At 64.0% G+C, this 21,056-nt stretch carries 17 protein-coding genes; 14 read left to right on the top strand and 3 right to left on the bottom strand.

Annotated features, from left to right (window positions below):
* Positions 1-117 precede the first annotated feature (117 nt).
* Both pimA and JQ573_RS28980 read right to left on the bottom strand, forming a co-directional pair.
* Entirely contained in the window at positions 118-1,806 is a 1,689-nt protein-coding gene (gene pimA / locus JQ573_RS28975) for a dicarboxylate--CoA ligase PimA (RefSeq protein WP_212311716.1), read from the bottom strand.
* A gap of 156 nt (positions 1,807-1,962) precedes the next feature.
* Complete coding sequence (locus tag JQ573_RS28980; RefSeq protein ID WP_212311717.1) at positions 1,963-4,059, bottom strand: 3-hydroxyacyl-CoA dehydrogenase NAD-binding domain-containing protein; 2,097 nt, start codon at positions 4,057-4,059, stop codon at positions 1,963-1,965.
* A gap of 170 nt (positions 4,060-4,229) precedes the next feature.
* On the opposite strand from JQ573_RS28980, the gene JQ573_RS28985 reads away from it, so the two are divergent.
* The 11 genes from JQ573_RS28985 (at position 4,230) to JQ573_RS29035 (ending at position 16,758) form a co-directional block, all read left to right on the top strand.
* Positions 4,230-5,096: an IclR family transcriptional regulator gene (locus tag JQ573_RS28985; RefSeq protein WP_212311718.1), complete on the top strand. Its 867-nt coding sequence runs from the start codon at positions 4,230-4,232 to the stop codon at positions 5,094-5,096.
* Positions 5,097-5,165: 69 nt separating this feature from the next.
* Positions 5,166-5,963, top strand: a complete 798-nt coding sequence (locus JQ573_RS28990) for an ABC transporter ATP-binding protein (protein ID WP_029077896.1) — start codon at positions 5,166-5,168, stop codon at positions 5,961-5,963.
* Positions 5,960-6,673 carry an ABC transporter ATP-binding protein gene (locus tag JQ573_RS28995; protein ID WP_212311719.1) on the top strand — a complete coding sequence of 238 codons (714 nt, stop codon included), beginning with the start codon at positions 5,960-5,962 and terminating at the stop codon, positions 6,671-6,673. The genes JQ573_RS28990 and JQ573_RS28995 overlap by 4 nt, the downstream gene beginning before the upstream one ends.
* Positions 6,674-6,685: 12 nt before the next feature.
* Complete coding sequence (locus tag JQ573_RS29000; RefSeq protein ID WP_163160471.1) at positions 6,686-7,564, top strand: branched-chain amino acid ABC transporter permease; 879 nt, start codon at positions 6,686-6,688, stop codon at positions 7,562-7,564.
* Between the two features lie 2 nt (positions 7,565-7,566).
* Positions 7,567-8,583 carry a branched-chain amino acid ABC transporter permease gene (locus tag JQ573_RS29005; protein WP_212311720.1) on the top strand — a complete coding sequence of 339 codons (1,017 nt, stop codon included), beginning with the start codon at positions 7,567-7,569 and terminating at the stop codon, positions 8,581-8,583.
* Positions 8,584-8,612: 29 nt separating this feature from the next.
* Positions 8,613-9,842 (top strand): ABC transporter substrate-binding protein, encoded by a 1,230-nt coding sequence (locus JQ573_RS29010; RefSeq protein ID WP_212311721.1) that lies wholly within the window; start codon positions 8,613-8,615, stop codon positions 9,840-9,842.
* 118 nt (positions 9,843-9,960) lie between these two features.
* Positions 9,961-11,187: an ABC transporter substrate-binding protein gene (locus tag JQ573_RS29015; protein ID WP_212311722.1), complete on the top strand. Its 1,227-nt coding sequence runs from the start codon at positions 9,961-9,963 to the stop codon at positions 11,185-11,187.
* 226 nt (positions 11,188-11,413) lie between these two features.
* Positions 11,414-12,643, top strand: coding sequence for an ABC transporter substrate-binding protein (locus JQ573_RS29020; protein ID WP_212311723.1), 1,230 nt, complete (start codon positions 11,414-11,416; stop codon positions 12,641-12,643).
* A gap of 159 nt (positions 12,644-12,802) precedes the next feature.
* Positions 12,803-14,029 carry an ABC transporter substrate-binding protein gene (locus JQ573_RS29025; RefSeq protein WP_212311724.1) on the top strand — a complete coding sequence of 409 codons (1,227 nt, stop codon included), beginning with the start codon at positions 12,803-12,805 and terminating at the stop codon, positions 14,027-14,029.
* Positions 14,030-14,220: 191 nt separating this feature from the next.
* Positions 14,221-15,453 (top strand): ABC transporter substrate-binding protein, encoded by a 1,233-nt coding sequence (locus tag JQ573_RS29030; protein WP_212311725.1) that lies wholly within the window; start codon positions 14,221-14,223, stop codon positions 15,451-15,453.
* 21 nt (positions 15,454-15,474) lie between these two features.
* The gene (locus tag JQ573_RS29035; protein ID WP_212311726.1) at positions 15,475-16,758 is read left to right on the top strand and encodes a glycerate kinase; all 1,284 of its coding nucleotides are present in this window, start codon (positions 15,475-15,477) and stop codon (positions 16,756-16,758) included.
* Positions 16,759-16,811: 53 nt separating this feature from the next.
* Here the strand turns inward: JQ573_RS29035 and JQ573_RS29040 are convergent, their stop codons facing one another.
* Positions 16,812-17,330: a MarR family winged helix-turn-helix transcriptional regulator gene (locus JQ573_RS29040; protein WP_097676731.1), complete on the bottom strand. Its 519-nt coding sequence runs from the start codon at positions 17,328-17,330 to the stop codon at positions 16,812-16,814.
* 180 nt (positions 17,331-17,510) lie between these two features.
* Between JQ573_RS29040 and JQ573_RS29045 the strand changes: the two genes are divergently transcribed.
* The 3 genes from JQ573_RS29045 to JQ573_RS29055 are packed head-to-tail and all read left to right on the top strand — an operon-like array spanning position 17,511 to position 21,054.
* Positions 17,511-18,551, top strand: coding sequence for a branched-chain amino acid ABC transporter permease (locus JQ573_RS29045; RefSeq protein ID WP_212311727.1), 1,041 nt, complete (start codon positions 17,511-17,513; stop codon positions 18,549-18,551).
* Positions 18,552-18,556: 5 nt separating this feature from the next.
* A complete protein-coding gene (locus JQ573_RS29050; RefSeq protein WP_212311728.1) occupies positions 18,557-20,326 on the top strand; it encodes an ABC transporter permease subunit in 1,770 nt (589 codons plus the stop codon).
* Positions 20,323-21,054, top strand: a complete 732-nt coding sequence (locus JQ573_RS29055; protein ID WP_212311729.1) for an ABC transporter ATP-binding protein — start codon at positions 20,323-20,325, stop codon at positions 21,052-21,054. Before JQ573_RS29050 ends, JQ573_RS29055 begins: the two co-directional genes overlap by 4 nt.
* Positions 21,055-21,056 lie beyond the last annotated feature (2 nt).

A 21,056-nucleotide genomic window follows, 5' to 3' on the forward strand; every position in this document is an offset into this window, starting at 1 on the left:
GCTGCTCACGGTCCTCAATGCCATGATGCGAGACCGGAAGCCGTACCTGCAGACCAAACCAACATAACAGTTGCCGGCTTTCGCCGGGACGACGGATTCATTGCACCATATCGTCCATCATGAGCGCGATCCTGATGCGGTTTGTTGCGGTTGGGTTGGAGATGCCTTGGGCTGCTGCTGGCGCAACTCGTGCCGCGACAGCTTGCCGACCGGGGTGCGCGGCAGTTCGTCGACGAACTCGACGGCGGCCGGCAGTTCGTGCTTGCCGACCTTGCCGGTGAGGAACGCGCGCAGCTCGTCGATCGAGAACACTTTCTCGCCGTCGCGCAGCTTGATGAAGGCCTTTGCCGCCTCGCCGCGATAGTCGTCAGGGATACCGATCACGATCACTTCCTGCACGGCAGGATGCGTATAGATCGCCTGCTCGATCATCTGCGGATAGACGTTGAAGCCGCCGGAGATGATCATGTCCTTCTTGCGGTCGACCAGATAGAAATAGCCGTCGGCATCCACGTAGCCGATGTCGCCGGTCAGGAAGCGGTCGCCGACGAAGGCCTCGGCGGTCTCCGCCGGCCTGTTCCAGTAGCCTTTGGTCACGTTCGGGCCGCGGATGCGGATTTCGCCGACCTCGCCGACCGGCATCAGCTTGGTGGGATCCTCCAGCGACACCACGTCCATCTCGATGCCGGGCAGCATCAGCCCGATCGAGCCCGGCTTCTCCGGCCCCTCCTTGGGATGGCCGGTGCCGGGCGAGCAGGTCTCGGTCATGCCCCAGCCGCTCTTCAGCTTCATGCCGACGCGGCGCTCGAAGATCTTTGCGACCTCCACCGGCAACGGCGCGCCGCCGGAGCCGGCGACCACCAGCGAGGACAGATCGCGCTTGTCGAGGTCCGGCAGCGAGGCGATCGCGATCCACATCGTCGGTACGCCGGGAAACACCGTCGCGCGCTTGACCTCGATGTCGCGCATCACGGCTTCGACGTCGAAGCGCTGATGCAGCGAGATCAGATGGCCGCGCCGGATTACCGACAGCAGCACGACGGTCAGCGCGTAGATATGAAACAGCGGCAGCACGCAGATGACGCGCTCGATCGCATTGCGTTCGAGCCGCCCTGGCTTGCCCCAGACATCATAGATCGACACGGCCGCGGTGAGATTGCCGTGGCTGAGCATCGCACCCTTGGGCAGGCCCGTGGTGCCGCCGGTATATTGCAGCAGCGCGACGTCCTCGACGTCGACGGCGGGCCATTGCGACGGCTTGACTGCGCCGTCGATGAACTGCCGGTGCGTGATGATCGCGGGATTATCGGGCAACGCGGTCTGCGGCGTACCAACCTTGCCCCAATTGTCATCCTCGCAGACGATCAGACGGTCGAGCAGACCCTTGGCGAGAAATTTCAGCGCGGTCGGCAACAGCGCCGACAGGTTGCTGGTGACCAGCACCCGTGCGCCTGAATCGGAGAGCTTGTGCGACAGTGCGATCTCGCCGTCGAGCGGCGACAGATGCACGACGCGTGCTCCGGCCTTCAGCGCGCCGAAGAAGTTGATCGGATGGTCGGGCGAGTTGCCGAGAAACAGCGCGACCGAGGTGCCTTTGCCGTAACCGGCGCGCATGAAGGCGGCCGCTGCGGTCTCGACCAGCGCCTCGAGTTCGCCGTAGCTGATCTGCTGGTCGCGGAATTCGAGCACCGGACGCGCGCCGAACTCGGCGGCGGCATTCGAGAGCAGGTCCGGCAGCGTGCCGCGCGTGATCTCGTCGCTCCACTGCACGCCCTTGGGATAATATTGTTCGCCGGGATAGGTCATGGATGCCTTCGCAGGGACTCTATGAAGTCGTCATTCCGGGATGGCCCGAAGGGCCAGGCCCGGAATCCATCAATCCACACGCGCCGAGGCGCGACGGGTTCCGGGGTCATCGCTTTCGCGATGCCCGGAACGACATGTGATCAGGCCTTCGGCCGATCACGCCGCCTTCGACGCGGCGGCGAGCGAGGCGAAGGTCTTGCCTTCGTCGGCGAGCTTCTTGAGCAGCGGCGCCGGTTCGAGCGAGGGATCGTTGGTCTCCTTGGCATAGAAGGCCAGGCGATCGGCGATGTGCTTGAGGCCCACGGTGTCGGCCCAGAACATCGGGCCGCCGCGATAGATCGGCCAGCCATAGCCATAGAGCCAGACCACGTCGATGTCAGACGGACGCGCCGCGATGCCCTCGGCGAGGATCTTCGCGCCTTCGTTGATCATCGGGTACATCATGCGCTCGAGGATCTCGTCGTCGCTGACGACGCGCTTCTTGCGGCCGAGCCGCGCCAGCGTCTCGTCGATCAGCTTCTCGACCTCCGGATCGGGCAACGCCGCGCGCGAGCCCTGCTCGTACTTGTAGTAGCCCTTGCCGGTCTTCTGGCCGAAGCGGCCGGCTTCGCAGAGCGCGTCCGCGATCTCCGACTTGATGCCGCGGTCCTTGCGCGAGCGCCAGCCGATATCGAGACCGGCGAGATCGCCCATCGCGAACGGGCCCATCGGCATGCCGAACTTCGTGACAACCGCGTCGACCTGCTGCGGCAGCGCGCCTTCGAACAACAGCTTCTCGGACTGCTTGCCGCGCTGCGCCAGCATGCGGTTGCCGACGAAGCCGTCGCAGACGCCGACCACGGCCGGCACCTTGGCGATCTTGCGCGCGATCGAGACGGCGGTGACCAGCGCATCCGGCGCGGTCTTGTCGGCGCGCACGATCTCGCACAGTTTCATGACGTTGGCCGGCGAGAAGAAGTGCATGCCGAGCACGTCCTGCGGACGCTTGGTCGATTGCGCGATCTCGTCGATGTTGAGGTAGGAGGTGTTGGAGGCCAGCACCGCGCCCGGCTTGGCGTACTGATCGAGCTTGCCGAACACTTCCTTCTTGACCGCCATGGTCTCGAACACCGCCTCGATCACCAGATCGGCGTCGCCGATGTTCTCGATGCCGACGACGCCGTTGATCAGCGCCATGCGCTTGGCGGGCGCGTCCGCCGGGATGCCACCGCGCGCGGCGGTCGCCTCGTAGTTCTTCTGCATGATGCCCATGCCGCGCTTGAGCTGCTCCTCGCCGGTCTCGATCAGGGTGACCGGGATGCCGGCATTGGCGAACGACATCGCGATGCCGCCGCCCATGGTGCCGGCGCCGAGGATGGCGACGCGCGCCACGTTGCGGCCCTTGGTGCCCTCGGGGACACCGGAGATCTTGGCGGCTTCACGCTCGGCGAAGAAGGCGTAACGCTGCGCCTTGGACTGCTCGCCGTTCATCAGCTTGAGGAAGCCCTCGCGCTCCTTCTTCAGGCCCTCATCGAACGGCAGGTCGATCGCGGCGCCGACGGCGTCGGCGGCGGCGAACGGCGCCTCGAGGCCGCGCGACTTCTTGGTCAGCGCCGCAACCGCATTGGTGAAGATCGAACGGTCGGCCTTAGCCGCGGCGAGCTTGCTGTCGTCATCGCGCAGCTTGCGCAGCGGACGCTTCTCGGCGACCACCTTGCGCGCAAATGCCTCACCGCCCGACGCCGGCCCCTCGACGATCTCGTCGATCAGGCCGGCCTTCAGCGCGGCATCCGCACCGATCGGATCGCCGCCGACGATCATCTTGACCGCGAGCTCGGGACCGACCGCACGCGGCAGACGCTGGGTGCCGCCGGCGCCCGGCAGCAGGCCGAGCTTTACCTCGGGCAGGCCGAGCTTGGCGTCCTTGGTGGCGACGCGATAGTGGCAGGCCAGCGCAACCTCGAGGCCGCCGCCGAGCGCGGTGCCGTGGATCGCGGCAACGATCGGCTTCGGCGAGCTCTCCATCAGGCTCAGCACTTCGGCGAGGCCGGGCGGCTTCGGCGGCTTGCCGAATTCGGTGATGTCGGCGCCGGCGATGAAGGTGCGGCCGGCGCAGGTCAGCACGATGCCCTGGACCTGCGCGTCATCGATCGCGCTCTTGACGCAATCGAAGATGCCGCCGCGCACGGCGGCGCTCAGCGCGTTTACAGGCGGACTGTTAACCGTGACGACGGCAATGTTGTCATGACGTTCGAGCTTGACGACTTCACTCACCGGGACTCTCCCTGGATGCTTTGTTCTTGAACTTGCGTTGAGTAGCTGCGCGACTGGCGTCGAGCGGCTAGATTAGACCAATTTCGCACTGCGAAATTTAATTCCACATCTTGACACGGAGGGTTATTTTGAAGCACGAGCCTTGTCAACGAGCATGACAAGGGCAGGGAATGAAGCGCGCCAGCAAGAAAGCAGCGACCGATCGCAATTTCGTCGTCGCGCTTTCCCGCGGACTGGATGTCCTGCGTGCATTTCAACCCAATGACGGGCTGCTCGGCAATCAGGAGATTGCAGCCCGCACCAAGTTACCTAAGCCAACCATTTCCCGGCTGACCTACACGCTGACCAAGCTGGGATACCTTACACCTGTACCGAAATTCGAAAAGTATCAGCTCGCGCCGTCGGCGATGGCGCTCGGCTATGCCGCGCTCGCCAATCTCGGCGTTCGGCATTTGTCCGAGCCGTATCGAGAAGAAGTGATGCGCGCGACCGGCGGCGCGGTCGCGGTCGGCGGCCGCGACCGTCACAGCATGATCTATTTCGGCCAGAGCCGGAACGGCCTGGCGCTTGGCGTGCAGCTCGACGTCGGCTCGCGGGTGCCGATCGCGACCACCGCGATGGGCCGTGCCTACATTTGGGCATTGCCACCCGAAGAACGTGCGGCTTTATTACGCGAGCTGCGGGATCACTATGGCAGCCGCTGGGCCAAGATGCGCGACGGCATCGAGCGCTCCGGCGAGACGGTGGCGAAGTACGGCTTCACCATGTCTACCGGCGACTGGCAGGACGACGTCGCCGCGGTTGGCGTTGCATTGAGACTGAACGACGGAACCGGTCCTTACGCCTTCAATTGCGGCGCGCCGGCATTCCGCTTCACGGAAGATAGATTACTCAACGACATTGGACCTCGCCTTGTCGCGATGGTAAGGAACATCGAGCAGGCGCTCGGTGGAATAGCGCCGCAATCCAAAAAAGAACAAAGCAAAAAGTCTAGAGTAGGAGGGAAAGTTGCACGTTTGGCCGAGGGGATCAGATAGCCTCCATCGCGTCCGGCGAAATCCATCGCAGGGCCGCTCGCACCGCTCAGAGATGGCGGGCGAGACGAGATGACGCAGGCACAGCTCGCGCAGGGGAACGATCCCCTGCTCGCGGTTCGCGACGTCAGCGTCGTGTTCGGCGGCATCATCGCACTGAATGGCGTGTCGTTCGACATGCGCCATGGGCAGATCCTCGGCCTGATCGGACCGAACGGCGCCGGCAAGACGACGCTGTTCAATTGCCTGTCGCGGCTCTACCAGCCATCGTCCGGCGACATCCTGATGGAAGGCAAGAGCATCCTGTCGCGGCCGCCGCACCGGATTGCCGAGATCGGCATCGGCCGCACCTTCCAGAACGTCGCGCTGTTTCCCAATCTGTCCGTGATCGACAATGTGCGCGTCGGCGCACATGCCCGCACCTCGAGCGACATCGTCAGCGACTCGCTGCGTCTCGCCTGGGTTCGCCGCGGCGAGCACGACATGAACAAGAAGGTGCACGACATCCTCGGTTATCTGGATCTCGAGGACGTCGCCCACACCGTGGTCTCGGGACTTCCGTTCGGCACCCAGAAGCGCGTCGAGCTGGCGCGCGCCCTGGCCGCGGATCCGAAGATCCTGCTGCTCGACGAGCCGGCCGGCGGCCTCAATCACGAGGAAGTCTATGTGCTCGGCGATTTGATCCGCAAAATCCGCGATGACCGTAAAATTACGGTGTTGCTGGTCGAACATCACATGGGTCTCGTGATGTCGATCGCCGACCACGTCGTCGCGCTCAATTTCGGCCGCAAGCTGGCCGAAGGCACGCCGGCCCAGGTCCAGGCCGACCCCGACGTCATCAAGGCCTATCTGGGGAGCAAGGACCAATGACCGCGATGCTCAACGTCAAGGACCTGCGCGCCTATTACGGCCAGGTCCAGGCCCTGCACGGCCTCAGCTTCTCGCTCAACGAGGGTTCGCTGACCACCCTGCTCGGCGCCAACGGCGCCGGCAAGACCACCACGCTGCGGGCGATCTGCAACATGGTGCGTTCAACCGGCGCGATCGAGTTCGAGGGCAAGCCGATCGGCACCCGTTCCACCGAGAACGTGGTCCGCCTCGGCATCGCCCATGTGCCGCAGGGCCGCGGCACCTTCACCAACATGACGGTGGAGGAAAATCTGCAGCTCGGCGCCATCAGCCGTTCCGACAAGAACGCCATCGGCGCCGACATCGACCGGATGTACGAACATTTCCCGGTGCTGAAGCAGCGCTACACCCAGCAGGCCGGCACGCTGTCGGGCGGCGAGCAGCAGATGCTCGCGGTGGCGCGGGCGCTGATGCTGCGGCCGCGCCTGATGCTGCTCGACGAGCCGTCATTCGGCCTCGCGCCGCTGATCGTACGCGACCTGTTCCGCATCCTCGGCAAGATCAATCGCGAGGAAAAGGTGACCATCCTGGTGGTCGAGCAGAACGCGCAGCTCGCGCTCGAGCTCGCCGACCAGGCCTATGTGATCGAAACCGGACGGATCGTGATGTCGGGCAATGCCAAGGACATCGCGAACAACGAAGACGTCCGCAAATCCTATCTCGGCTACTGAGGAGCTGGCACAATGGAGCTTTTTGCCAACCAGGTCCTGGCCGGCATCGCCACGGGCGCGATCTATGCCTGCATGGCGCTCGCGGTCGTTATGATCTACCAGGCCATCGACCACCTGAATTTTGCCCAGGGCGAAATGGCGATGTTCTCGACCTTCGTGTCCTGGCAGCTGATGCAATGGGGTGTGCCATATTGGGGCGCCTTCGTGCTCACCGTCGCGTTTTCGTTTGCCGCCGGCATCGTCATCGAACGGTTGCTGTTCAAGCCGCTGGCCAAGGCCCCGATCCTGACCAATGTCGCCGGTTTCATCGCGCTGTATGCGATCATCAACTCGGTCGCCGGCCTGATCTGGGACTTCACCATCAAGCAGTATCCGACGCCGTTCGGCTCCTCGCCGTTCCTCGGCAGCCAGCTGATCTCGACCCACCAGGCCGGCATGATCGGCATCACGCTGCTGATGCTGGCGCTGCTGTTCTTCTTCTTCCGCTTCACCCGGGTCGGCCTTGCGATGCGGGCGGCCGCCTCGCTGCCTGAATCGGCCCGGCTGGTCGGCATCAATACCTCCTGGATGATCGCGCTGGGCTGGGGCATGGCGTCTGCGATCGGCTCGATCGCCGGCATGATGATCGCGCCGGTGGTGTTCCTCGAGCCGAACATGATGCTCGGCGTGCTGATCTACGGATTCGCCGCAGCCGTGCTCGGCGGCCTGACCTCGCCGTTCGGCGCCGTGATGGGCGGTTTCCTGGTCGGCATCTTCGAGAACCTCGTCGGCACCTACATCCCCGGCGTCGGCAATGAACTGAAACTTCCGATCGCGCTCGCGCTGATCATCGTCGTCCTGGTCGTTAAACCGGCAGGCCTGTTCGGCCGCGCCATCGTCAAGCGAGTTTGATCATGAGCGCCGCTGAAGAAATCGTCACAGAAGCCCCCGCCGTCGAGGCTGTGCCCAAGCGTGCCATGACGCTGGGCTACGGCACCTCGCTCGTCGTGCTTGCCACGCTGATCCTGATCCCGCTGTTCGTGAAGAACTTCATCATCTTCCAGATGACGATGCTTCTGATCTACGCCCTCGCGGTGATGGCGCTCAACATCCTGACCGGCGGAAGCGGCCAGTTCTCGCTCGGCCAGAGCGCGTTCTATGCCGTCGGCGCCTATACGTCGGCGATCCTGATGGAGCATGCGGGCATGAACTATGCCCTGACGCTGCCGGTCGCCGGCATCGTCTGCTTCGGCTTCGGCTTCCTGTTCGGCCAGCCGGCGCTGCGGCTATCCGGCGTCTATCTGGCGCTCGCGACCTTCGCGCTCGCGACCGCAATGCCGCAGCTCCTCAAGCTCGGCTATTTCGAGCACTGGACCGGCGGCGTGCAGGGCCTCGTCGTCACCAAGCCGGATGCCCCGTTTGGGCTGCCGATGGGGCAGGACATGTGGCTCTACTACTTCACCCTGGCGGTCTCGATCGCGATCTACGTCGCCTCGGTGAACCTGCTGCGCTCGCGCTCCGGCCGCGCCTTCATGGCGATCCGCGACAACGAGATCGCGGCTTCCGCGATGGGCGTCGACGTCGCGCTGTACAAGACGCTGGCGTTCGGCGTCTCGGCCGGCATCACCGGCGTTGCCGGCGGTCTCGGCGCCATCGCGGTGCAGTTCGTGGCGCCCGACGGCTACACTATCCAGCTTGCGATCTCGCTGTTCCTCGGCATGGTCGTCGGCGGCGTCGGCTGGCTGCCCGGCTCGATCGTAGGTTCCGCCTTCATCATCTTCGTGCCGAACATCGCCGAAGGCATCTCGAAGGGCCTCTCCGGCGCGGTGTTCGGCGTGTTGCTGTTCCTCGTCATCTTCCTCGTGCCGCACGGCGCCAGGCAGGTTGCGATCGTTGCCCAGCAACTGGCCGCAAAGCTCAAGAAAAACTAAGAATCTTTAGAACCAAACCAGGAGACATTATGCTTTCTACCGTTCGGATCGCCGCGATTTCCGCGGCGATCGTCGCTGTTGCCGCGACGTCCACTGCCGCATTCGCCCAAAAGAAATACGACACCGGCGCAAGCGATACCGAGATCAAGGTCGGCAACATCATCCCCTATTCGGGACCGGCCTCCGCCTACGGCGTGATCGGCAAGACCGAAGAAGCCTACTTCAAGATGATCAACGACCGCGGCGGCATCAACGGCCGCAAGGTCAATTTCGTCAGCTATGACGACGCCTATTCGCCGCCGAAGGCGGTCGAGCAGGTGCGCAAGCTGGTCGAGAGCGACGAAGTGCTGCTGGTCTTCAACCCGCTCGGCACGCCGTCCAACACCGCGATCCAGAAATACCTGAATTCCAAGAAGATCCCGCAGCTGTTCGTCGCCACCGGCGCCACCAAGTGGAACGATCCGAAGAACTTCCCGTGGACCATGGGCTGGCAGCCGAGCTACCAGAGCGAAGCGCAGATCTACGCCAAGTGGCTGATGAAGGAGAAGCCCGACGCCAAGGTCGCGATCCTCTATCAGAACGACGATTTCGGCAAAGACTACCTCAAGGGCACCAAGGACGGTTTTGGCGCCAAGGCAGCCTCCAGCATCATCATGGAGGAGAGCTATGAGGTGTCCGAGCCGTCGATCGACGGCCACATCGTCAAGATCAAGGCCGCCAATCCGGACGTGCTGCTGATCTACACCACGCCGAAGTTCGGCGCGCAGACCATCAAGAAGACCGCCGAGCTCGGCTGGAAGCCGCTGCAGATCATCACCAACGTGTCGGCCTCGGTCGGCAGCGTGATGCAGCCGGCCGGCTTCGACAACGCGCAGGGCGTGCTGTCGGCAGCCTACGCCAAGGATGGTGCCGACTCGCAGTGGAACAACGACCCCGGCATGAAGAAGTGGTCCGAGTTTCTCGACAAGTACATGCCGGGCGCCGACAAGACCGACGGCGGCTATGTCTACGGCTATGGCGCCGCACAGACGCTCGCCAAGGTGCTGGAAATGTGCGGCGATGATCTCACGCGCGCCAACGTCATGAAGCAGGCGGCGAGCCTGAAGGACTTTACGCCGGACACCCTGCTGCCCGGCGTCAAGATCAACACCGCCGCCACCGACTTCGCCCCGATCGCCCAGCTGCAGATGCAGCGCTTCAAGGGTCAGAAGTGGGAACTGTTCGGTGACATCATTTCCGGCGACGTGCCCTCCGAGTGAGGTTGCACTGCGGGAATAAAACAGCAGCCTCCGCGATATCAGTCGCGGGGGCTTTTTGTTGACGCCCTGCGCCGATGGTATTGAATACTCCAAATTAAGAACCCGAGGTGGGGAAACCATGACTGCCGCACGTCCGTCCCTGACGGCGCTCTTGTCCGCATTGGCTCTGATCCTGACGAGCTGCAATGTCGCGCTGGCGCAGAAGAAATACGACACCGGGGCCAGCGACACCGAGATCAAGATCGGCAACATCATGCCCTACAGCGGCCCCGCCTCGGCCTATGGGGTGATCGGCAGGACCGAGGCGGCCTACTTCAAGAGGATCAACCAGGCCGGCGGCATCCACGGCCGCAAGATCACGTTCATCTCCTATGACGACGGCTACTCGCCGCCCAAGACGGTGGAGCAGGCGCGCAAGCTGGTCGAGGACGACGAGGTGCTGCTGCTGTTCGGCTCGGTCGGCACCGCAGGCAACGCGGCGATCCGGAAATACATGAACGAAAAGCAGGTGCCGCAGCTGTTCATCGCCTCCGGCGCCTCCAAGTGGAACGACCCCAAGAACTATCCATGGACCATGGGCTGGCAGCCGTCCTACCAGGACGAAGCGCGGGTCTACGCAAAATACATCATGAAGCACAAGCCCGACGCCAAGATTGCCGTGCTTTACCAGAACGACGATTTCGGCAAGGACTACCTCAAGGGCCTGAAGGACGCCTTCGGCGACAAGGCCTCGATGATCGTCGCCGAAGAAGCTTACGAGACGTCGGAGCCTGCGATCGACAGTCATATCGTCAAGCTGAAGGCCGCTGGCGCCGATACCTTCATCAGCATCACGTCACCGAAATTCGCGGCACAGGCGATCAAGAAGGCCGCCGAAATCGCGTGGACCCCCTTGCAATTCGTCGCCAATGTCTCAGCCTCGGTCGGCGGCGTCATGCAGCCGGCCGGCTTCGAGAACTCGCAGGGCATCCTGTCGGCGTCCTATCTCAAGGACGGCGCCGATCCGCAATGGGACAAGGATCCGGGCATGGAGACATTCCTTGCCTTCCTCAAGAAGGATTATCCCGACGCCAACAAGCTCGACGGTGCCACCTCCTACGGTTACGCCGCCGCACAGACCATGGCGCAGGTGCTGGAGATGTGCGGTGACGATCTCACCCGCGCCAACATCATGAAGCAGGCCGCGAGTCTGAAGGACTATGTCCCCGGCACGCTGCTGCCGGGCATCAGCATCAACACCTCGGCGACCGACTTCGCGCCGATCAAGCAGTTGCAGCTGATGCGCTTCAAGGGCGAGAAGTGGGAGCTGTTCGGCGACATCATCTCGAGCGGGCTCAGCAACTAGGACGGCGCACGATCTCCACGCAAACGCTTCGCGTGTGTTGCGAAGCGATTTCGCGGCACCGGCTTTCCTCGCAACGCGTTCGACTAAATGACGCCCTCCGCGGCAGCGCCGCGGGGGGCTTTCTGTTGCTGGCACCTGACGAAAGGTATTCAATGCCGAAAGGAGCCGCAAAGTGCTCCAACTCCAAAAATCGTGACACATTCACCGTGATCCAAGGGAGATCAAAATGCCTGCTATCCGTTTGCGGTTGGGGGCCTTTTCGGCTGCCCTCGCATTGCTCGCAGCGACCACGAGTCCCTCCGTCGCGCAGAAGAAATACGACATCGGTGCCTCCGACAGCGAAATCAAGATCGGCAACATCATGCCCTACAGCGGGGCGGCTTCCGCCTATGGCGTAATCGGCAAGACCGAGGAGGCCTATTTCCGCAAGATCAACGCCGAGGGTGGCATCAACGGCCGCAAGGTTACCTTCATCAGCTATGACGACGCCTACACGCCGCCGAAGACCGTCGAGCAGGCGCGCAAGCTCGTCGAGAGCGACGAGGTGCTGCTGATCTTCAATTCGCTCGGCACGCCGCCGAACTCGGCGATCCAGAAATACATGAACCAGAAGAAGGTGCCGCAGCTGTTCGTCGCCACCGGCGCCACCAAGTGGAACGACCCGAGGGAATTTCCTTGGACGATGGGCTGGCAGCCCAACTACCAGAGCGAGTCCATCATCTACGCAAAGTACATCCTGAAGAACAAGCCGGACGCCAAGATCGCGGTGCTCTACCAGAACGACGATTACGGCAAGGACTATCTGAAGGGGTTCAAGGACGGGCTCGGCGCCAAGGCCGCATCGATGATCGTCGCCGAGGACAGCTACGAGGTGACGGAGCCGACCATCGACTCCCACATCGTCAGGCTCAAGGCCTCCGGCGCCGACGTGTTCTTCAACATCACGACTCCGAAATTCGCGGCGCAGGCGATCAAGAAGAACGCCGAACTCAACTGGCATCCGCTGCATTTCCTCAACAACGTCTCCGGATCGATCGGCAGCGTGATCAAGCCAGCGGGCTTCGAGAACGCCCAGGACATCATCTCGTCGCAATATTTCAAGGACCCGACCGACCCGCAGTGGAAGACCGACAAGGCAATGATCGCCTGGAACGAGTTCCTCGATAAATACTATCCGGAAGCGAACCGCGCCGATGCCTCCGTGATGTACGCCTACATCGTCTCGCAGGGCCTGGTGCATGTGCTCAAGGCGTGCGGCGACGACCTGACCCGCGAGAACGTCATGAAGCAGGCGGCCAGCATTCGTGATTACGAACCCGGCGGCCTGTTGCCGGGTGTCAAGGTCAACACCTCGGCGACCGATTTCGCGCCGCTCTCGCAACTGCAATTGATCCGCTTCAAGGGCCAGACCTGGGAGCGCTTTGGCGATATTTTGAGCGGCGACGTCGGCGGTTAACCCGGAATTGTCGACTAAAGACGAGAGCCCCTGCGGCGTTGTCGCAGGGGCTTTTCATTGAGGTGACCCGGGTAAGATGGTATTTTCACCGAATAACAAGAGAGTCCTCGAAGCAGGGGGCCGCGACGCATTCGTCTGACAACAGGGAGAGAGACATAGATGTCCGCCACCACAAGACTTGCGGTCCTCGGGGCCGCGCTCGCGCTCGTCGCGACATCCAGCAGCGCTGCGCTTGCCCAGAAGAAATACGACACCGGCGCGAGCGATACCGAGATCAAGATCGGCAACATCATGCCCTACAGCGGACCTGCCTCCGCCTACGGCATCATCGGCCGCACCGAGGCCGCCTATTTCAAGAAGATCAACGACGCCGGCGGCATCAACGGCCGCAAGATCAACTTCATCTCCTACGATGACGCCTACTCGCCGCCGAAAGCCGTGGAGCAGGCCCGCAAGCTGGTCGAAAGCGACGAGGTACTGCTGATCTTCAACTCGCTCGGCACGCCGTCGAACTCGGCGATCCAGAAATACATGAATTCCAAGAAGGTGCCGCAGCTGTTCGTCGCCACCGGCGCCACCAAGTGGAACGATCCGAAGGACTTTCCCTGGACCATGGGCTGGCAGCCCAACTACCAGAGCGAGACCCAGATCTACGCAAAGTACATCCTGAAGAACATGCCGAACGCCAAGATCGCCGTGCTCTACCAGAACGACGATTACGGCAAGGACTATCTGAAGGGACTAAAGGACGGTCTCGGCCAGAAGGCCGCCAGCATGATCGTCGCCGAGGAGAGCTTCGAGACTTCCCAGCCGACCATCGACAGCAACATCGTCAAGCTGAAGGCCAGCAACGCCGACGTCTTCATCGACATCGCGACGCCGAAATTCGCGGCGCAGGCGATCAAGAAGGTCGCCGAGATCGGCTGGAAGCCGACCCACTTCCTCAACAACGTGTCGGCCTCGGTCGGCAGCGTGATCAAACCGGCCGGCTTCGAGAATGCGCAGGACATCATCTCCGCCGCCTACCTGAAGGACGCTTCCGACAAGCAATGGGACAATGATCCCGGCATGAAGGAATTCTACGCCTTCATGGCCAAGGACTTCCCCGAGGGCGACAAGCTCGACGGCGGCACCGTGGTCGGCTACGGCGTGGCCCAGACCCTGGTTCAGGTGCTGAAGCAGTGCGGCGACAACCTCACCCGCGAGAACATCATGAAGCAGGCGGCGAGCCTGCAGGACTTCCGCACCGAAGTGCTGCTGCCCGGCATCAAGATCAACACCGCCGCGAACGATTTCGCCCCGATCAGCCAGTTGCAGCTGATGAAGTTCAAGGGCGATAAATGGGAACTGTTCGGCGACGTCATCAGCGCCGACGTCGGCGGCTGATTTCCTGCCGACAATCGACCGACAATGGCCCCCTGCGATACCGTCGCAGGGGGCTTTTCATTCATCATGGGGCGACCGGCCCGGGGCAATGCCTGCTTACACTTTGCCCGGCAATGCGCTAGGAAAACCGGCAACAACCGAAGAGAACCCGGCCCCCCAGCGCGCCGGCAACAACAAGGAGTTTTCGGGAAATGCCGAAGCCGATCCGTCACCGTGTCGCAACCGCCCTGCTCGGCCTCGCCGTCGCCGCCGCGAGCTGCAATGCCGCATGGGCGCAGAAGAAATACGACACCGGTGCAACCGATACCGAGATCAAGATCGGCAACATCGTGCCCTATAGCGGTCCGGCGTCGGCCTATGGCGTGGTCGGCAAGGCGATGGCGGCGGTGTTCAAGAAGGTCAACGACGATGGCGGCATCAACGGCCGCAAGATCAATTTCATCTCCTATGACGACGCCTATTCGCCGCCGAAGGCGGTCGAGCAGGCGCGCAAGCTGGTCGAGAGCGACGAGGTGCTGTTCCTGTTCGGCACGCTCGGCACCGCCTCCAACACCGCGATCCAGAAATACCTCAACGCCAAGAAGGTGCCGCAGCTGTTCGTCGCCACCGGCGCGACCAAGTGGAACGATCCGAAAGCGTTCCCGTGGACCATGGGCTGGCTGCCGAGCTACCAGAGCGAGTCGCGGATCTACGCGAAATATCTGCTCAAGGAGAAGCCCGCCGCCAAAGTCGCGGTGCTCTACCAGAACGACGACATGGGCAAGGATTACCTCAAGGGCCTGGAAGACGGCTTCGCCAGCGATCCGGCGCGGATCGCCGCCAAGGAGAGTTACGAAGTTGCCGAGCCCACCATCGATTCCCATGTGGTGCGGCTGAAATCCGCCAACCCCGACGTCATCATCTTCTTCACCACGCCGAAATTCGGCGCCCAGGCGATCAAGAAGCTCGGTGAGATGAACTGGAAGCCGGTGACCATCGTCTCCAACGTCTCGGCCTCCACCGCGACGGTGATGCGTCCCGCCGGGCTCGACAATGCGCAGGGCGTGATCTCGGCGGCCTACGCCAAGGACGCCAGCGACCCGCAGTGGAAGGACGACGCCGGCATGAAGGCGTTCGACGAACTGCTCGCCAAGTACATGCCCGACACCAACCGCGTCGATGCCTCGGCGATGACGGGCTACAACATGGCGACCACGATGGTCGAGGTGCTGCGCCGCTGCGGCGACGACCTCACCCGCGCCAATGTGATGAAGCAGGCGGCGAGCCTGAAGCAGTTTGCGCAGGGCGGCCTGCTGCCCGGCGTGACGCTGTCGACCGGTCCTGCCGACTTCCAGCCGATCGAGCAATTGCAGCTGATGCAGTTCAAAGGCGAGCGCTGGCAGTTGTTCGGCGACGTCATCAGCGGCGAAGTCGCCGGAAACTGACCGCGTAACGAAAGCACAGCCATGACCGACCGTCGTCCCTTCCTGCGTTCGATCTTCGATGCCGCGGTGGCGGCTGCGCATCCCGATGTCGTGCTGGCATCGCGGCTTCGGCCGACGCCGAAGGGACGCGTGATCTGCCTCGCCGCCGGCAAGGGCGCCGGCGCCATGGCCGCGGCGGCGGAGCGGCACTATCTCGACACGCTCGGCCTCGAACCGTCGCGACTGGTCGGCATCGCCACCACCCGCCACGGCCATGGCGTGCCGACCCGTCGCATCAAGGTGGTCGAGGCCGGCCACCCGGTGCCCGATGAGGCCGGCCTGCGTGCGGCCGACGATACGCTGCGGCTGGCGGCGGAAGCCACGCCTGATGATCTTCTGCTCGTGCTGTTGACCGGCGGCGGCTCGGCGAACTGGATCGCGCCCGTCGAGGGTGTGAGCTTTGCCCAGAAGCAGCAGGTCAATCGCGCGCTGCTGCGCTCCGGCGCGCCGATCGGCGAGATGAACATCGTTCGCAAGCATCTGTCGCGCATCAAAGGGGGGCGGCTGGCACGCGCCGGCCAGCACGCCGCCGAGATCGTGACGCTGGCGATCTCGGACGTGCCGCATGACGATCCCTCCGCGATCGCCTCGGGGCCGACGGTGCCGGATCCGACCACGCTCGCGGATGCCCGCGCGCTGGTCGCCAAGTACAACCTCTCGGTCGATGACGCGGTCCGCCGCGCGCTCGACGATCCCAGGAACGAGAGCTGCAAGCCGGGCGATCCCGCCTTTGCGCGGGCGACATTCGAGTTGCTGGCAAAGCCCAAGGCCTCGATCGACGCCGCGGTGAAGGTCGCGCAGGACGCCGGCTACGAGACGATCGCACTCGGCGCCGATCTCGAAGGCGAGGCCCGCGACGTCGCGGCCGGGCACGCCAGGCTCGCACTGAAAGCCCGCGGTGAGGGCAAGCGCGTCGCGATCATCTCCGGCGGCGAACTCACGGTGACGGTGCGCGGCAACGGCCGCGGCGGCCCCAACCAGGAATACGCGCTGGCGCTGGCCGACCTGCTCAAGGACACGCCCGACATCTCGGCGCTCGCCGCCGACACCGATGGTGCCGATGGCGGTGCCGGCAGCGCCACTGATCCCGCCGGGGCCGTGATCGATCAGGCGACATTCGCGAAGATGAAATCGATCGGCCTCGATCCCGGGGCCTATCTCGAAAACAACGACGCCACGGGCTTCTTCGCGCAAACCGGCGATCTGTTGCTGACCGGCCCGACGCTGACCAACGTCAACGACGTGCGGGTGATCCTGGTGGATTGATCCACCTTCGTCATTCCCCGGTGCGCGATTGCGCACCGGGGAATGACAGGGCCTCAAAACTCCTGCGCGAGCTTCGCCAGCATCTCCAGCAGCGCGGCGTGGTTGGCCGGGCCGAGCACCTCGATCAGCCGCGCCTCGTGCTTATTGGCGACCAGCTTCTTGGCGCGCGCCAGCACGGCACGGCCCTTGTCGGTCAGGACCAGGATGTGGGAACGGCGGTCATTGGTGGAGCGCATCCGCGCGCAAAGGTCGCGGCTCTCCAGCGCGTCGAGCATGGCGACGAAATTCGGCCTGAGGATGCCGAGCGTGTTGGCAATCTCTGTCTGGTTGCGGCCCGGATTCTTGTCCAGCAGCAGCAGCACCGAGAACTGCGCCGGCGTCAGTTGCAGCGGCGCGACGCAGCGCAGGAAGTCCTCGAACACCTTGAGCTGCGCACGCTTCAACGAATAGCCGAGCAATCCGGACAGTTCGCCCAGTTGCAGCATGCTGTCGTCCCCGGCAGGATCGACCGGTTCCCTGCGCAGGGCACGCGACGATCTGACGGCATCGGAGGCGGTTTTGGAAACAGTCATCGCTCCAGGCTCGCAATCCCGGTACAAAAAACCCCGCGGGACGCTCGGGGACCTTGAGATTATATCTAATAATCGTTATGCACCATATCAAATATCGACGGCTATCAACAGCCGATCTCGGCCGACCCGACCGGCACAGCCGGCTGCGGCGGTCCGACGCTTGAGGGGGAGCGCTCGGCCTTGAACACAACGATCATGCTGTTCCTGCTGCAGGACGGCATCACCAATGGCGCGATCTACGCACTGCTCGGGCTGGCCCTGGTGCTGGTGTTCGCAGTAACGCGGGTGATCCTGATCCCGCAGGGCGAATTCGTCACCTACGGCGCGTTGAGCTACGCCATGCTGGCGACCGGCCAGGTGCCCGGCACCGTGCGCCTTGCCGTCGCGATGGGCCTCGTCGCGTTCGCGCTCGATCTATTCTTCGCCCGCAAGGCGCTGCATGCCCGGCTGGTGATCCGCTCGGTGGCGCTCAATATCGTCTTTCCCACAGCGTTGCTCGGCCTCGTCTATGCGCTGGTTGGTCCGAACACGCCGATCGCCGTCAACATTGCGCTTGCGCTGCTGATCGTGGCGGCGATCGGGCTGTTTCTCTATCGCATCGCCTTCCAGCCGATCGCACACACCTCCGTGCTGGTGCTGCTGATCGCCTCGGTCGGCTGCCACCTGGCGCTGCAAGGGCTCGGCCTGGTGTTCTTCGGCGCCGAGGGCCTGCGCGCCCCGGCGCTGTCGAGCGCCGCGGTGACCGCGGGTCCGCTGCGCTTCACCGGCCAGAGCCTCGCCGTCTACGGCCTGACGATCGGCTTCATCGTCGGGCTGTGGCTGTTCTTCGGCTACACCAAGACCGGCAAGGCGCTGCGGGCCACCGCGGTCAATCGCCTCGGCGCCCGCCTGGTCGGCATCCGCACCACGCTGTCGGGCCAGATCGCATTCCTGCTCGCCTCCGTGATCGGCGCAATTTCCGGCATCCTGATCGTGCCGATCACGACACTCTATTACGACACCGGCTTCCTGATCGGCCTGAAGGGTTTCATCGCCGCCATCATCGGCGGCCTGGTCAGCTATCCCCTGACCGCTGTCGCGGCCATCGTGGTCGGCATCGTCGAGGCCTTCTCATCGTTCTACGCGAGCAATTTCAAGGAAGTCATTGTGTTCACGCTGATCCTTCCCGTCCTGGTGCTGCGCTCGCTCGCAGCACCCCAGGTCGAGGAAGAGAAGGACTGAGCGCGATGACACAGCGGCTTCCTCTCATCATCTTCGCGCTCGTGATGGCGGTGATCCCGCTGCTACCGGGCATCCCGCCGTTCTGGATCGTGCTGCTCGACAATATCGGCCTCGCCGCGCTGGTCGCGATGGGGCTGGTGCTGCTCACCGGCGTCGGCGGCCTCACCTCGTTCGGACAGGCCGCATTCTGCGGCTTCGGCGCCTACACCACGGCGGTGCTGACCACCGCCTACGGCGTCTCACCGTGGCTGACGCTGCCGGCTTCGCTCGTGGTCAGCGGCATTGCGGCGGTGCTGCTTGGCATCGTCACGGTGCGGCTGTCAGGCCACTATCTGCCGCTCGGCACCATCGCCTGGGGCATCGGCCTGTTCTACCTGTTCAGCAAGCTGGAATTCCTCGGCCGCAACGACGGCATTTCGGGTATCCCGCCGCTCTCGATCGGCTCGTTCAAGATGCTGAGCCCGGACACGATCTACTACGCGATCTGGGTCGCGGTGCTGCTCTCCGCGCTATTGACCATGAACCTGCTGGATTCCCGCACCGGGCGCGCCATCCGCGCGTTGCGGCGCGGCCATATCGCGGCCGAAGCGTTCGGCGTGCAGACGCCGCGCGCCAAGCTCCTGGTGTTCATCTATGCGGCGGTGCTGGCCGGCCTGTCCGGCTGGCTCTATGCGCATTTCCAGCGCGCCGCCAACCCGACCCCGTTCGGCGCGCAGGCCGGCATCGAGTATCTGTTCATCGCAGTCGTCGGCGGTGCCGGTTACGTCTGGGGCGGCGTGCTCGGCGCCGGCATCGTCGTGATCCTGAAAGAGGTGCTGCAGAGCTACCTGCCCTACATCTTCGGCGGCCAGAGCCAGCTCGAGACCATCGTGTTCGGCATCATGCTGGTACTGCTGTTGCAGCTCGCACCGCAGGGCGTCTGGCCCTGGCTGATGTCGCACCTGCCGTTCAAGCCGGCCCGCAAGACGCCGGACACATCGGTGAAGCTGGAACACCGTGAACGGGCGGTGGGAACGTCTCCGGTCCTGCTGCACATCGACAAGGCGCGCAAGCAGTTCGGCGGCGTGCTCGCGGTGAACGACGTCTCGTTCGACGTCAACGCCCGCGAGATCGTCGCGCTGATCGGCCCGAACGGCGCCGGCAAGAGCACGACCTTCAACCTGATCACCGGCGTCCTGGGCGCGACCAGCGGCAAGATCGCCGTGCTCGGCAACGAGGTCGCGAACGCTCCGCCGCAGGAGGTAGTCAAGCTGGGCGTTGCCCGCACGTTTCAGCACGTCAAGCTGGTGCCCGACATGACCGTGCTGGAGAACGTCGCGATCGGCGCGCATCTGCGCGGCAATTCCGGGGCGGTCTCCAGCATGCTGCGGCTCGACCGCACCGACGAGGCGAAACTGCTGGCGGAAGCCGCGCGGCAGATCGCGCGCGTCGGCCTGTCCGACCAGATCGACCAGCTCGCGGGTTCGCTGTCGCTCGGGCAGCAGCGCATCGTCGAGATCGCGCGTGCGCTGTGCGTCGACCCGATGCTGCTGCTGCTGGACGAACCGGCGGCCGGGCTGCGCCACATGGAGAAGCAGCGGCTGGCCGCGCTGCTCCGGCAATTGCGCGACGGCGGCATGTCGGTGCTGCTGGTCGAGCACGACATGGGGTTCGTGATGGATCTCGCCGACCGCATCGTGGTGCTGGATTTCGGCACCAAGATCGCCGAGGGCACGCCGGCCGCGATCAAGCGTAACCCCGACGTGATCAAGGCCTATCTCGGAGCCGCCGCATGAGTGCGCTGCTGACGGTTGCCGACGTCCATATCGCCTACGGCAAGGTCGAGGCCGTGCGCGGCGTCTCGCTCGACGTTGGAGAGAACGAGATCGTCACCATCATCGGCGCCAACGGCGCCGGCAAGACCACGCTGCTCAACGCCATCATGGGCGTGCTGCCGCTGCGGGGCCGCACCGCCTTCGCCGGCGTCGACATGGCGCCGCTCGACATCGAGGACCGCGTCGCAACGGGCCTCGGCCTGGTGCCCGAGCATCGCGAATTGTTCGGCACCATGAATGTCGAGGACAATCTCGAGCTCGGCGCCTTCCGGATCGCGAAGGCAACCGCGGCGGCCTCGATGGAACGGGTCTACACGCTGTTTCCGCGGCTCAAGGAGCGGCGCAAGCAGCTCGCCGGCACGCTGTCCGGCGGCGAGCAGCAGATGCTGGCGATGGGCCGCGCGCTGATGGGCGCGCCGAAATTGCTGATGCTGGACGAGCCGAGCCTCGGCCTCGCCCCGATCATCGTCGCCGACATCTTCCGCATCGTCGGCGAGCTCCGCGCAGCCGGCGTCTCGGTGCTGCTGGTCGAGCAGAACGCCCAGGCCGCGCTGCAGATCGCCGACCGCGCCTATGTGATGGAGCTCGGCGAGCTCGTGCTCAGCGGCTCCGCGAAGGAGATCGCCGCCAACAAGGGCGTCGCCGCGAGCTATCTCGGCTTCCAGCTCGAAGGCGAGAGCGCGATCTAGAA

This window comes from Bradyrhizobium sp. AUGA SZCCT0105 (assembly GCF_018129565.1).
GTDB lineage: Bacteria > Pseudomonadota > Alphaproteobacteria > Rhizobiales > Xanthobacteraceae > Bradyrhizobium.